We start from the raw sequence: 13729 nt of genomic DNA on the forward strand, positions 1-13729 counted from the left end.
ACCGAGAGAGAAGGGGTCACCGTGTCCCTCAAAGCGAGCGCAACGATCCGCTACACCGCGATGCGGCTGGGCATCTTCGTCGGCTGCTTCGTCGTCGTCCTGGGCCTGGTCCAGCTGCACTGGGTGCCCGCCGGCATCGGCGACGCCAACATCGCCTGGGTCGCACTGCTCGCCCTCGTCGTGTCCGCGCCCCTCTCCTTCGTCCTGCTGCGCAAGCAGCGTGACGACATGTCCGAGCAGATCGCCGGACGCGTCGCGGGTGCGAAGGAGAAGCTGGCCTCGAACCGTTCGCAGGAGGACGCGGCCGACGACGCCGCCCGTGTGACCCCGTAAGGGACCCGTTAGCTTCCTCACACACCGAACCGCCCCAGCGCTGGCCGTACCCCCGGTAGCGCTGGGGCGGTGGTGTTTTTCCCGGGTGCGCAAGCAGGCCCCGTGCGCCGCTGGCTCAAAGCGCTCCTTTGAGGTTCCCAAAGGGTAAGTGTTAGCGTGTTCAACATGTTGACCACAGCTGCGCACCCGATGACCGCGAGCGTTCCGCTCGTGGCGCGCCTGCACGTCGACCTCTGCCGCCGCGTGTCCGCGGCCTGTTGCTGTTGTCGCTGAGCTGAGCTGAATCGATACAGCAGCGGTCCCGGCCGGCACTTTCCGGCTGCCGCACCGCTTCACCACCGCAGAACGTCCCCCCGTCTTTCCCCCGTGCGCCACCTCCGGAGTGTGTTGTCCGTGTCCGCGACCCCCCAGGCCCCCGCCAAGGCCTCGTTCAAGTTCCCCTTCTGGGCCCAGATCATCACCGGTCTCGTGCTCGGCGTGCTCTTCGGCTGGCTCGCCAAGAGCCAGGACATCAGCTGGCTGAAGACCACCCTGGAGCAGGTCGGCGACATCTTCGTCCAGCTGCTGAAGCTGGCCGTCGCCCCGCTCGTCTTCTTCGCGATCCTGGTGTCCATCACCAACCTCCGGAAGGTGAACAACGCCGCGCGGCTCGCCTCCCGCACGCTGCTCTGGTTCATGATCACCTCGCTGATCGCGGTGGGCATCGGCCTCGCGATCGGCCTGCTGACCAACCCGGGCGCCGGCACCGGCCTCACCCCGCAGGACGGCAAGCTGCCGAAGAAGACCGGCTCCTGGATCGACTTCCTCACCGGCATCGTGCCGACGGACGTCGTCACGCCGTTCACCGAGCTGAACGTCCTTCAGATCGTCTTCATGGCCGCCGTCGCCGGTATCGCCGCCCTCCAGCTGGGCGCGAAGGCGCAGCCGGTCCTGAGCCTCGCCGAGTCCGTCCTGGAGCTCCTCCAGAAGGCCCTGTGGTGGGTCATCCGCCTCGCCCCGATCGGCACCGTCGGCCTCATCGGCACCGCGATCGCCACCTACGGCTGGGACCTGATCGGCAAGTACGCCACCTTCACCGCCGACGTCTACGTCGGCTCGGCGCTCGTCATGTTCGGCGTCTACCCGCTGCTGCTCGCCACCGTCGCCAAGGTCAACCCGGTCCAGTTCTTCAAGGGCGCCTGGCCAGCCATCCAGCTGGCCTTCGTCTCCCGCTCCTCCGTCGGCACCATGCCGGTCACCCAGAAGGTCACCGAGCGCCTCGGCGTCCCGAAGGAGTACGCGAGCTTCGCCGTTCCGTTCGGCGCGACCACGAAGATGGACGGCTGCGCCGCGATCTACCCGGCGCTGGCCGCGATCTTCATCGCCCAGATCTTCGACGTCCAGCTGGGCATCAAGGAGTACGTCCTGATCGCCTTCGTGTCGGTGATCGGCTCGGCCGCGACGGCCGGTCTGACGGGCGCCACGGTCATGCTGACCCTGACCCTCTCCACCCTGGGCCTCCCGCTGGAGGGCGTCGGCCTGCTGATGGCGATCGACCCGATCCTGGACATGATGCGCACCGCCACCAACGTGGCCGGCCAGGCCGTGGTCCCGGTCATCGTCTCGGCCCGCGAGGGAATCCTGGACAAGGAGGCCTATGAGGCCGCCTCCTCCTCCCCGCTGGACGAGCGCCCCGCGGTGGCCGTCGCCGCCTGACCGCACGTACCCGCCGCGGCCCCCGCCCCCGTCCGGGCGGGGGCCGCGGTGCGTCCGGGCTACGCCAGGGTGGTCATGCGGACGTACGCGACGACTCCGAGGACCAGGGGCGGCGCGAACCACCACGCGCCCATGGCCCGGCGCACGCTCGGGATCAGCGTGATCAGGCCCCCGATCACGCTGAGGCAGAGCGACATGAAGCACGCCGCCGATATGCGGGTGTACCCCCGGTCGTCCCACGGCCCTTGCGGGCCGGCCGCCACGGCGGCGAGGACGAACAGGGCGTTCAGGAGGTGGATGAGGCCGAGGGGCAGGCCCAGCACCCAGCGGAGGCACCCCCGGTCCTCCGGCAGGTCCATGTGGTCGGTGATGTGAGGTCTCCCTTGCGAAGTCAGCCGGTGGTCCCGAAGGCCAGGCGGAGTCGTTCCTGGTCGGTGGCGACGTCGGTGGCGCCGGCGCGGACCCGGGCGGACTCGGCGCGGGTGAGGGCGCGGCCGAAGAGGCGGACGTCGTCCAGGCCGCCGTTGAAGAGCTCCTTCACCCCGGTGGCCTGGTTCGGGAAGTCCGGCCGGGCGCCGACGTGGATGTTGAACTGCCCGGGCGGTGTGATGTCGCCCGCCGGTGCGGGGGCGCTGAACTCCGTACCGTCGTCCACGGACAGCAGCAGCCTGCCGGCCTCCCGCTTGAAGACGACGTGGTGCCAGGCGCCGTCGTTGTAGGCGGAGTCGGTCTTGACCTCCGCGTAGGAGGTGTCGGTCTGGATCGCGGCCCGCAGCCGCTTCTGGCCCGGCTCGGCCTTGAGCCAGAACTGGCGGACCTTCGGGTTCGGGTGGCCCGCGTCGGACATGCCGTACGCCCACACGATCGGCAGGCCGCCGCCGGTGGCCGTGTGCCGGAACCAGGCCGTCACCGTGAAGTCCTGCTGCCTGACGCGCAGCGCGTCCGTGCAGCCGACCAGCCGCAGGTAGTCGTCCTTGCCGTCGAACTCCATCGCCTTGCCGTCGGCCCGGACGCCGGGCCGCGCGCCGCCGTGCACCACGGCGTCGTTGTGGTGGGCGCTGGTGTCCGGGGTCCGCGGGCGCCGGAGTTCGGTCCTGGCGGCGTCCATCCGGGCTTCGGTGAAGGAGGTGAAGACGACGCTGCCGTGCGGGATGGTCGTCGCGGTCTCGTACACGACGCCGATGGACGACCGGTCCGCCAGCAGGGCGAGGTCGGAGTAGCCGCTGCGGCCGGCGGTGATGAGCGTTCCGGCGGTCTGCCAGGTCCGGCCCTCGTCGATGGAGGAGCGGATGGCCAGCTCGCGCCGGTCCTCCAGCGGGCTCGGGCCGAGCCGGGAGGGTCCGGAGTACAGCAGCCGGTCGGGGCGGCCGTCGAGGTCGGTGGAGTGCAGGCGCAGCAGCGAGCCGTACGTGGGTGAGGTGTCCAGGTTCGCCACCGGGGCGAAGCCGGCGGGGGCGAAGGTGGCGCCGCCGTCCGGGCTGGTGGTCGCGAGCCGGTGGTCGTTGGTGGCGCAGCGCACGTTCTCGGAGTTGCGGGCGCTCACGTACAGGCTGCCGTCAGCGGTCTCGGCGGTTTCGGCGACCGTCGGCTCGGCCGGGTACGAGCCGGACTTGGGCGCCTCGGAGCGGGCGCCCAACTCCCAGGTGAGGCCGCCGTCGTCGCTGTAGTAGAGCTGGATCCCGGCCGTGGTGTCGGAGGCGGCGGTGTGGTCACCGGGGACGACGAGGCGGCCGCGGTGGCTGCCGCGGGCGAGCTGGATGCCGTGTCCCGGGCCGGTGGACACCCAGTTCCAGCCCGCCGGTTTGAGCTGCGGCTGCTCGGCCGGCCGGGACCAGGTGGTGCCGTCGTCCGTGCTCTGCGCCGCCCACACGGTGCGCGCGAAGCCCGCGCGGGAGGGGTTGCCCTGGTCGCGGTTCCAGTCGCTGCTGGAGTAGAGGAGGGATATCCGGCCGGTGACGGCGTCGACCACCGGTGCGGGGTTGCCGTGCGCCAGCTTGTCGGTCCCGGCGCCCACCAGCACCTTCAGGGGGCCCCAGGTCGCGCCGCCGTCGGTGGACTTCTTCATGACGATGTCGTTGTCGCCGACGTCGCCGCATCCCTCGCTGCCGCGCACCCGGCCCTCGGCGAAGGCGAGCAGGGCGCCGGAGCGGGTGGTGACCAGGGCGGGGATCCGGGTGCAGTGGTAGCCGTCGGCGCCCGCGGCGAAGGGCGTGGACACCACGGCCGGTACGGGGTTCTCGGCGGCCCCTGCCGTGGCGGCCCCTGCGGTGGCGGTCGGCGCCTCGGCGGCCGATGCCTCGGTGGCCGATGCCTCGGTGGCGGGCGAGGGGGCCAGGGTGAGGGCGGTGGCGGCGAGCAGGCCGAGCGTGAGGCCGCACAGCCGGGCGGGGCGCGGGAAGCGCCGCTGCCCGCCGGGGACTTGGGGTGCAGGGGAAGGCATGGGGTCACTTTCGGTGCGGGCGTGGCCGATGATCATCGGCGGTCATGCTGCCACGTCGCACCGGGTGTTAAATGATGTAGATGGTGCTAGCGTCCTTATCACCATGTTGCTGAGGCTGAACATCGCGGACAACCGTCCCCTGCACGAGCAGGTGGCCGGCGCCATCCGGCGGGCCATCGCCGAGGGGGAGTGCGGACCGGGCGACCGGCTGCCGCCGGCGCGGGAGTTGTCGCTGGCGCTGGGCGTCAACGCCAACACCGTCCTGCGCGGGCTGCGCGCGCTCCGCGACGAGGGGCTGCTGGAGTTCCGGCGCGGCCGCGGGGTGACCGTGGCCGGCGGGGCGGACGGTCGGTCGGTGCTCCTGGAGCGGGTGCGGGAACTGGTGGCCGACGGGGCGCGCCGGGGCTACGGCAAGGCCGAACTCATACGGATGATCGAGGAGGCGCGGTGAGCGAGCGCGGGGACCGCGGGAAGTTACGGGAGATACGGGCACCGAGGGGCTGGGCCGCATGGGGTACGACCGCCTGGGCGGCCGGGATCCTCGCGCTGCTCGTGGTGGCGCCGCTGTCGATGCGCGGGGCCTACGGGGATCGGCTGGCGACGCACTGGGGCACCCTCGGGGAGCCCGACGGGTCGCTTCCGCTCTGGGCGGCCGCGGTGGCGCCGGCGGCGGTCTGGGCCGTGCTCGTCGCCGCCGCCGTCTTCTGGCGGGCGGCCCGCCGGTGGCGCGCGGCGGTGCTGGCCCCGGGCGGGGTGCTGCTGGCCGGGGGGCAGGTCTCGATCGTGCGGGCGAACCTCCACCACGCGGACTGGCACGACGCGGACCCGGTGGCCGTCGGGGCCGTGGTGACGCTCCTCGCGGCGGCCGCGGCCGGATGCGTGGCGTGGCTGGTGAGCCGCCGGCCGGCCGCCGCTCCCGCGAAGCGCGGGCAGGGCGAGCGGATGGAGATTCCCGAAGGGGAGCGCCGGGTGTGGCTCTCGCGCACCGCCAACCCCTGGCTGAGGCTGGTCGCCGCCGCCACCGGGGCGGTCGCGGTGGCCGCGCCGCTGGTCGGGACCGGCGGCCTCGCCGCGTCGAGGTGGCTGCTGATCGTGCCGTTCGCGGCGGCCTCGGCGGCGGTGCTGGTCTGTTCCTCGGTACGGGTGCGGGTCGGCGAGCGGGGCGTGGACGTGGCGTTCGGGCCCCTGGGATGGCCGGTGCGGCGCTGGGACGCGGCGGACGTCGAGTGGGCGCGGGCCGAGCGCCGGACGCCGGCGCAGGTCGGCGGCTGGGGGTACCGGCTCAGCGGCCTCGGTACGACGGTGATGCTGCGCGCCGGCGAGTGTCTGGTGATCCGGGCCAAGGGGAAGGACTTCGCGGTCAGCGTGGACGACGCCGAGCGGGGCGCGGCCCTGCTGAACTCCCTGGCCGGCGCGCGCGCCGAACGCCCCTGACCCGGGTCTCCAGTGGTGCCGGTCGTGTGACGGTGGTGGGTGGGTCTTGTTCGCGGGCTGGTCAGTGAGGTTACGGTTGCGTAGATTACCGGCGGTAACCTCCTGTCGAGCCGAGGGGAACGCCCGTGGATACCGAGCTGGTGACGGTGGGGTCCGGGCTGCCCGAACCGCCCTTCAAGACGGTCGTCGACGGCGTCGTGCGCGAGGTGGTCGTGCCGCCGCTGGCGCCGCCCGGGTACGGCTCGCTCGGGGACATCCCGTTCGACAACGCCCTGGCCGCGCCGGCCGAAGCCGTACTGGCGCGCAAGGACCGGGACGGCACCTGGCGCGACGTGAGCGCCGTCGAGTTCGCCGCGCAGGTGCTCGCCGTCGCCAAGGGACTGATCGCCGAGGGGCTCCGCGAGGGCGACCGGCTCGCGATCATGGCGCGGACCACCTACGAGTGGACGCTGCTCGACTTCGCGGGATGGGCGGCGGGGCTGGTCACCGTACCCGTCTACCCGACCGCCTCCGCCCTCCAGGCGCGCTGGATCATCCAGGACTCCGGAGCCGTCGCCTGCGCCGTCGAGGACACCGAACAGGCCCGGCTCATCAGCTCCGAACGGGCGAACCTGCCCGGCCTCGCGCACCTGTGGGAGTTCGACACCGGGGCGATCGAGCGGCTGGTCAAGGCCGGGGAGCGGATCCCCGGCGCCCTCGTGCACGCCCGGCGGGCGGCGCGCACCCCGGACTCGGTGGCCACCCTCGTCTACACCTCGGGGACCACCGGACAGCCCAAGGGGTGCGTGCTGACGCACGCCAACTTCTTCGCCGAGGTCGACAACGCGGTCGGGCTGCTGCACCCGGTGTTCAGATCGGTGAGCAGAGAACCCGCGTCCACCCTGCTCTTCCTGCCGATGTCGCACGTCTTCGGGCGGATGGTCGCGGTGGCCTGCCTGCGGGCGAGGGTGCGGCTGGGGCACGCGCCGAGCATCAGCACCGAGGACCTGCTGGCCGACCTGGCGGGGTTCCGGCCCACGTTCCTGCTGGCCATCCCGTACGTCCTGGAGAAGGTCTACAACACCGCCCGCGCCACCGCCGAGAAGATGGGCCGCGCCTCCTCCTTCGACCGGGCCGCGCGGATCGCCCGCCGCTACGGGGAGACCGTCGAGGGCAAGCGGCCGGGCCTCGGCCTGCGCATGGCGCGGGCGCTGTACGACCCGCTCGTCTACCGGCGGATCCGGGCGGCGCTCGGCGGGCACGTCCGGTACGTCCTCAGCGGCGGCTCCCCGCTGGGGCGCCGGCTCGCCGCGTTCTACACCGGCGCGGGCATCGAGGTCTTCGAGGGGTACGGGCTGACGGAGACCACGGGGGCGTCCACCGTCACCCCGCCGCTGCGGCCGAGGCTGGGGACGGTGGGGTGGCCGCTGCCGGGCACGGCGGTCCGCATCGCCGACGACGGCGAGGTGCTGCTGGGCGGCCGGCACGTCTTCGCCGGGTACTGGAACGTCGCCGCGCACGAGGGCGGCCAGTGGCTGGCCACCGGGGACATCGGCGAACTCGACGACGACGGGTACCTGACGATCACCGGGCGGAAGAAGGACCTGATCATCACCTCCGGCGGCAAGAACGTCGCCCCGGCCCCGCTGGAGGACTGGCTGCGCGCGCACCCGCTGGTCGGGCAGTGCCTCGTGGTCGGAGACAACCGGCCGTACGTCGCCGCGCTGATCACGCTGGAGCCGGAGGGGCTGGCGCACTGGCGGCAGATGCACAAGAAACAGGACGTCCCCGGGCGCGAGCTGGTCCGGGACGAGGAGCTGCGGGCCGATGTCCAGCGGGCCGTCGACGAGGCGAACCGGCTGGTGTCGCGGGCGGAGTCGATCCGGCGCTTCACAGTGCTGCCCGGGCAGTTCACGGAGCGGCGGGGGCACCTGACGCCCTCGATGAAACTGAGGCGGGCCGCGATCGCCCGGGACTACGGCCGGGAGATCGACGAGCTGTACCGGCGGCCGTGACCCCTGCCGAGTCCGGCCCCCCGGGCGCCCCGCGAGGGGCCGTATGATCCACAGGATCGGACTCCGGGGGGAGAAACATGGTGAAGTTCGGGCGCATCGGCGCCGCCGTCGCGGCCGCGGCCGTGTTCGGCGGCGCTCTCGCCGGGTGCACGGCGGGGGAACCGGAGGGCGAGGGCGCCCGGACGACGGGGCCCGCGTCGCCCCCGCCGGTGGTCAGGCGGACGCCGACGCCGACCCCGCCGCCCGCCACACCGGCCGGGACCGAGGAATTCGGGCCCGCCGTCGCCCAGCAGGGGGACGTGAAGGCCTTCGCCGCCGTCCGGGGCGGGGAGCGCCGGCTGCGGATCCCCGTCGTGATCACGAACACGCAGACCCGGCAGGGCTTCTACGAGGTCACCGTACGGGTCACCGGGCCGGACGGGTACGAAGCCTCCGGCAGCTTCACCACCGACACCGTCGGCGTCTACCACGGCGTCTCCTGGCCCACCGAGGTCACCGTCGAGATGACCGGCCGCGAGGCCCCGGAGCCGAAGCTGCTCACGGTGGAGATCGCGGACGTCAAGCAGCGTTAGGGCCGCCCCCGGCATAGGGTCGTCCGAGGGGGTCGCCCGAGGGGGTCGCCCGAGGAGGGTGCCGTGCACCGGTCCCGCCGTTTCCGAAGCCTGCGCAGGTCCGCCGCCGCCGCGACCGCGGCCGCCGGCGTGGCCGCCGCGCTCGCCGCGGCCCCCTCGCCCGGCGCCGCCGCCGGTGACGGGCTCGACCGGTTCTACGACCAGCGGGTCCGGTGGGGCGCCTGCCCCCAGCGGCGCGTGCCCGACGGGATGCGGTGCGGCGAGATCGCCGTCCCCCTCGACCACGCCGACCCGGCCAAGGGCTCGATCAGGCTCGCCCTCGCCCGGATACCCGCCACCGGCGGCGGAGGCCCGCGCCTGGGATCCGTACTCCTGAACTACGGCGGCCCCGGCGGTTCCGGGATCGAGAACCTCGCCGCCGACCCCAAGCCCTTCGCGGACCTCGGCAAGCGGTACGACCTCGTCACCTTCGACCCCCGGGGCGTGGCCCACAGCGAGCCCGTCTCCTGCGGGGGCTCCCTGGAACTGGACTCCGCCGCGGGGGAGGACGCCGCCTCGCAGCTGGCCGCGCTGCGCCTGCTGGTGCGGCGGTGCGAGCTGCACTCCGGACCCGTGCTCCCGTACATCGGCACCGTCCACGTCGCCCGCGACCTGGACGTCATCCGCCAGGTGCTCGGCGACCCGAAGCTCAACTACCTCGGCTTCTCCTACGGGACCCGGCTCGGCGCCGTGTACGCCGCCCAGTTCCCCGGGAAGACCGGCCGGATGGTGCTCGACGGGGTCGACACCCTCACCGAGCCGCTCACCGAGCAGGCCCTCGTATCGGCGCGCGGACAGCAGCGGGCGCTGGACGGCTTCCTCGGCTGGTGCGCCCGCCGGCCCGGCTGCGTCTACGGGACCAACACCCGGACGGCGAAGGAGAAGGTCAACGACCTCGTGGCGCGGCTCGACGCGCGCCCGCTGGTCGACGGCGGCAGGTACATCACCGGGCGGGACGTGGTCGCGGCCGTGGCGGCGGCCCTGTACGCGCCCGCCACGTGGCCCGCGCTCGCGGACGGGCTGCGGCGGATCGAGCGGGACGCGGACCCCTCCGCGCTGACACGGCTGGGCGAGCCCGCGGACCCGGCCGACGAGGGCGACGGCCCGAGGCGTATTCCCGTCGACAACGCCGAGGCCGCGCTCGCCGCCGTGAACTGCGCCGACGACCCGGACCGGGGCGAGGACAAGGCCGCTCCGGCCGCCGTGGAGCAGGAGATCCGGGGGCTGATCGGAGAGTTCCGCGCGGCCTCGAAGATCTTCGGGCCCAGCCAGCTGATGACCGTGCTGTCCTGTTACGGCCGCCCCGCCGGCACCGACTTCATCCGGAGGATCGACCGGCCGGCCGGCCTCCCGCGGATGCTGCTCGTCGGCACCCGCGGCGATCCGGCGACCCCGTACGAATGGACGGAGGAGACGGCGCGCCGCCTCGGCCGCTCCGCCGTGGTCCTGGACCACAAGGGCGAAGGGCACACCGGCTACATGACCTCGCCCTGCGTACGGGACTTCGTGAACCACTTCCTCGTCGACGGCGGGCTGCCGTCCGGCACGCGGGCCTGCCCCGCGGGACAGTGAGGGGGCGGATCCGGCCAGGCCGGGGCGGGGTTTCGCGCCCCGGCCCGGCCGTCCGGACCGCCCCGCGGTGGCGTACCCGCCGGTGTGGGCGGGATGGACGAATGGCTCCGCCGGTCCGCAGGGTGGCCTGAACTCATCGGCGGCCCGGTACCCCTGGCGCGGACCGCCAGCGAAACCCGCCCCAAAGAGGGCATATCCATGCGGTGACGGGCGCCCGTGAGCGTCGCGGTGGACGGCACGGTGCGAGAGGGGGTGAACCCGAGACGAATGGTGCGTCACATATCCCAGGGCGACGGCAAGTCGGGTGCGAATACCTGATAGACAGAACATTCATGGCTCGACCGGCCGGACGCGACGCTGGCCGCCCTGGGGGGATTTACGCACTGTGAAGCCGCTTCACCGCCACCTCGTCAACACCTCTCGCAAGGTGCTGTGCACCGCTGCGCTCGCGGCCAGCCTGACCACTGCCGCCGTGGCGACCACCCCGTCCACCGCCGACGCGGGCGAGTCCGAGCCGAGCCCGGACAGCCCCCAGGCCACCGACCGCGGTGACGCCCGGCTGGATCTGCCCGCACCGGTGGCGGACCCGCAGGTCCCGCCGACGACCACCGCCCCCGGCGGAGCCAGCGGCATACCCGGCACCGCCCTCGACGCGTACAAGCGCGCGGAACTGTCGGTGGCCGCCGCGCTGCCCGGCTGCAAGCTGCCGTGGCAACTCCTGGCGGGCATAGGCCGGGTCGAGTCCGTGCACGCCTCCGGCTACGGGCTGAAGCCCGACGGCTCCACCGAGAAGCCGATCCGCGGACCGCGCCTGGACGGCAACGGCTTCGCCGAGGTGCGCGACACCGACCAGGGCGAGTGGGACGCGGACACCTCGTACGACCGGGCCGTGGGCCCGATGCAGTTCATCCCCTCCACGTGGAAGAAGTGGGGAGCGGACGGCAACGGAGACACCAAGCGCGACCCGAACAACATCTACGACGCGGCGCTGGGCGCGGGCCTGTACCTGTGCGCGGGCGACCGCGACCTGTCGGACCCGGCCGCCCTCGACCGGGCGATCCTGAGCTACAACAACTCGCGCGAGTACGTGAACACGGTGCTCGGCTACATGAAGCAGTACAAGGACGGCGGCGTCGCCGAGATCCCGAACCCGCCCGTCGGGAACTACCCGACGCAGCCGACGACGGGGACGCTGCCGACCCCGACGCCGCCGCGGCAGCCGGTGACGCGGCCCACGCCGAACCCGACGCCGGCCCCGTCGAAGCCGGCCACGCCGACGACCCCGCCCGCGAAGCCGACGACCCCGCCCGCCGAGCCGTCGAAGCCGACCACGCCGACCACTCCCACGACGCCGACGACACCGACGACGCCCACCACTCCGCCGGCGGCCACCCTGGCCAAGGTGGAGCTGGTCGGCGCATCGGGGATCACGGCCGAGGCCGGGTCCGCGTTCACGGCGGCGCCGAAGGTCAAGGCGGTGCTCAGCGACGGCAAGCCGGCGAAGAACCAGGTCGTCGTGTTCGTGGTCGGCGACGACACCACCGGAGCCACCCGCTTCGGTACGTCGGACAGCCTCGTGGTCCGCACGGACGACCAGGGCATCGCGGCCGCACCGGGCCTCAAGGCGGGCGCGAAGGCGGGCACGTTCACCCTGCGGGCCACGGCGTACGGCTCCGCGAACGAGTACACGGTGGCCTTCAAGGGCACCGTCACGGCCGCGCCGGTGGTGCTCGCCCGCAAGGGCACGGAGCCGCTCGACGTGGTCGTCGGCAAGTCCCTCACGGGCGTGGAGCTGTTCGCGACGGCCGCGGGGCAGCCGGTCGTCGGCCTGAAGACCACGGCCGGGCTGGTGGAGAAGGACGAAGCCGGGAAGTGGCAGCCGGTGAAGCCGGAAGCCGCCGCGAAGGGGCCGTACTTCAAGGGCGGCAAGGACGGCGCCGAGAAGCTCACGGTGATCGAGCCGGCCGCCACCGGGGCCGAGGGCAAGCTCGTGCTGCCGGAGCTGTTCACGGCGCCGGAGACGCTGCCGGGGACGTACCACCTGCGGATCCTGACGGCCGAGGGCGTTGCCCTCGTCCTGGAGGTCAAGGTCACGGCCGTGCCGGCCCCGGCCCCGCAGGCGTAGCCACGTACACCGGGAGCCCCCGGCGAGCCCCTTGCGGGGATCTCGCCGGGGGCTCCGCCGTTCTCCCGCGCCCACCCGGGAGGCCCACCCCGGGAAAGGCAGGAGCCCTGCCGCTCTCGCTCGCGCGGGAGAGGAAGGGCTCCTTGGGTACTGCTAATCCAACCGCGATCCGGTTGGCCCAGGCGACTAGGCCGGGGTGACGTTCTCCGCCTGCGGGCCCTTCGGACCCTGCGTGACGTCGAAGTTCACCAGCTGGTTCTCCTCCAGGGAGCGGAAGCCAGAGGCGTTGATCGCGGAGTAGTGGACGAAGACATCCGGGCCGCCGCCGTCCTGGGCGATGAAGCCGAAGCCCTTTTCAGCGTTGAACCACTTCACGGTTCCGGTAGCCATGAGCCCTCCTATGGGCCAAAGGGTCGCCCTGCTCCAGAACCTGCTAAGAAGTCTGAAAACTACAAAAGCCTGCGGGTCACATTCTCCGCAGGCCTCGTACTGCAAGGGAAACCAAACTGCAACTTGCGTCGAGCCTAGCATGCACCCTGCGGCCGAGACCAGAGGGAAAGATCACGTCACCCGGACGTTTGAGACCCGCGGGAAGGCTGACGAACACACGGCGGCTAGTCTCGCGATGTGGACGTCTATCGCAGCCGGCCCCGCGTCGGCCACATCCAGTTCCTGAACTGCCTGCCCCTGTACTGGGGGCTGGCCAGAACCGGCACGCTGCTGGACCTGGAACTGACCAAGGACACCCCCGAGAAGCTGAGCGAGCGGCTCGTCCGGGGTGAGCTGGACATCGCCCCGATCACCCTCGTGGAGTTCCTCCGCAACGCCGACCAGCTCGTCGCGTTCCCCGATCTGGCGGTCGGCTGTGACGGCCCCGTCATGTCCTGTGTGATCGTCTCCCAGGTGCCGTTGGAGCAGCTGGACGGCGCCCGCGTGGCCCTCGGATCGACCTCCCGGACCTCCGTCCGGCTCGCCCAACTGCTGCTCGCCGAGCAGTACGGGGTGCGCCCCGACTACTACACCTGCCCCCCTGACCTGGGGTTGATGATGCAGGAGGCGGACGCGGCGGTGCTCATCGGCGACGCCGCGCTGCGCGCCTCGCTGCACGACGCGCCCCGGCTCGGCCTCGCCGTGCACGACCTGGGTCAGATGTGGAAGGAGTGGACGGGACTGCCGTTCGTCTTCGCCGTCTGGGCCGCCCGCAAGGACTACCTGGCCCGGGAGCCCGTCGTCGTCCGCAAGGTGCACGAGGCCTTCCTCGCCTCCCGGGACGTCTCCCTGGAGGAGGTCACCAAGGTCGCCGAGCAGGCGGCCCGCTGGGAGGCCTTCGACGCGGAGCTGCTGGAGCGGTACTTCACCACCCTCGACTTCCGCTTCGGTCCGGAGCAACTGGCCGGCGTCCGGGAATTCGCGCGCCGCACGGGAGCGACGACCGGCTATCCCGCGGACATCGCGGTGGAGCTTCTGGCGGCGGTCGAGGCGAGCCATTGATCACGGGGCAATGATCGCGGGGCATTGGTCCCCG

Annotated in this window: 12 protein-coding genes; 9 read left to right on the forward strand and 3 right to left on the reverse strand. The window is 72.7% G+C overall.

All coding sequences use genetic code 11. The features are described 5' to 3' along the window. The first annotated feature begins 21 nt into the window (after positions 1 to 21). The gene (locus EES41_RS21135; RefSeq protein WP_037791398.1) at positions 22 to 333 is read left to right on the forward strand and encodes a DUF4229 domain-containing protein; all 312 of its coding nucleotides are present in this window, start codon (positions 22 to 24) and stop codon (positions 331 to 333) included. Positions 334 to 720: 387 nt separating this feature from the next. Further along, positions 721 to 2028 carry a dicarboxylate/amino acid:cation symporter gene (locus tag EES41_RS21140; protein WP_174261716.1) on the forward strand — a complete coding sequence of 436 codons (1308 nt, stop codon included), beginning with the start codon at positions 721 to 723 and terminating at the stop codon, positions 2026 to 2028. Positions 2029 to 2087: 59 nt separating this feature from the next. On the opposite strand, the gene EES41_RS21145 is transcribed toward EES41_RS21140, so the two are convergent. Further along, on the reverse strand, positions 2088 to 2387 hold the full coding sequence (locus tag EES41_RS21145; RefSeq protein WP_123079892.1) for a hypothetical protein: 300 nt from the start codon (positions 2385 to 2387) through the stop codon (positions 2088 to 2090). Between the two features lie 32 nt (positions 2388 to 2419). After that, positions 2420 to 4468, reverse strand: a complete 2049-nt coding sequence (locus EES41_RS21150) for a sialidase family protein (protein WP_123082612.1) — start codon at positions 4466 to 4468, stop codon at positions 2420 to 2422. Between the two features lie 103 nt (positions 4469 to 4571). Here EES41_RS21150 and EES41_RS21155 point away from each other — a divergent pair, with 103 nt between their 5' ends. From EES41_RS21155 to EES41_RS21180, 6 genes are all read left to right on the forward strand, one after another. Continuing rightward, positions 4572 to 4919, forward strand: coding sequence for a GntR family transcriptional regulator (locus EES41_RS21155; protein WP_123079893.1), 348 nt, complete (start codon positions 4572 to 4574; stop codon positions 4917 to 4919). Then, complete coding sequence (locus EES41_RS43100; protein WP_254211529.1) at positions 4916 to 5902, forward strand: DUF1648 domain-containing protein; 987 nt, start codon at positions 4916 to 4918, stop codon at positions 5900 to 5902. Before EES41_RS21155 ends, EES41_RS43100 begins: the two co-directional genes overlap by 4 nt. Before the next feature lie 140 nt (positions 5903 to 6042). After that, complete coding sequence (locus tag EES41_RS21165; protein ID WP_254211776.1) at positions 6043 to 7896, forward strand: long-chain fatty acid--CoA ligase; 1854 nt, start codon at positions 6043 to 6045, stop codon at positions 7894 to 7896. A gap of 77 nt (positions 7897 to 7973) precedes the next feature. Next, positions 7974 to 8468, forward strand: a complete 495-nt coding sequence (locus tag EES41_RS21170; RefSeq protein ID WP_123079895.1) for a hypothetical protein — start codon at positions 7974 to 7976, stop codon at positions 8466 to 8468. A gap of 63 nt (positions 8469 to 8531) precedes the next feature. Beyond that, a complete protein-coding gene (locus EES41_RS21175; RefSeq protein WP_123079896.1) occupies positions 8532 to 10079 on the forward strand; it encodes an alpha/beta hydrolase in 1548 nt (515 codons plus the stop codon). Between the two features lie 385 nt (positions 10080 to 10464). Further along, the gene (locus EES41_RS21180) at positions 10465 to 12204 is read left to right on the forward strand and encodes a lytic transglycosylase domain-containing protein (RefSeq protein WP_254211530.1); all 1740 of its coding nucleotides are present in this window, start codon (positions 10465 to 10467) and stop codon (positions 12202 to 12204) included. A 186-nt stretch (positions 12205 to 12390) separates the two neighbouring features. Here the strand turns inward: EES41_RS21180 and EES41_RS21185 are convergent, their stop codons facing one another. Beyond that, positions 12391 to 12594 carry a cold-shock protein gene (locus EES41_RS21185; protein WP_008738468.1) on the reverse strand — a complete coding sequence of 68 codons (204 nt, stop codon included), beginning with the start codon at positions 12592 to 12594 and terminating at the stop codon, positions 12391 to 12393. Between the two features lie 237 nt (positions 12595 to 12831). On the opposite strand from EES41_RS21185, the gene EES41_RS21190 reads away from it, so the two are divergent. Next, positions 12832 to 13695, forward strand: a complete 864-nt coding sequence (locus tag EES41_RS21190; protein ID WP_008738467.1) for a menaquinone biosynthetic enzyme MqnA/MqnD family protein — start codon at positions 12832 to 12834, stop codon at positions 13693 to 13695. Positions 13696 to 13729: the final 34 nt, after the last annotated feature.

It is taken from the genome of Streptomyces sp. ADI95-16 (assembly GCF_003721495.1).
GTDB lineage: Bacteria > Actinomycetota > Actinomycetes > Streptomycetales > Streptomycetaceae > Streptomyces > Streptomyces goshikiensis.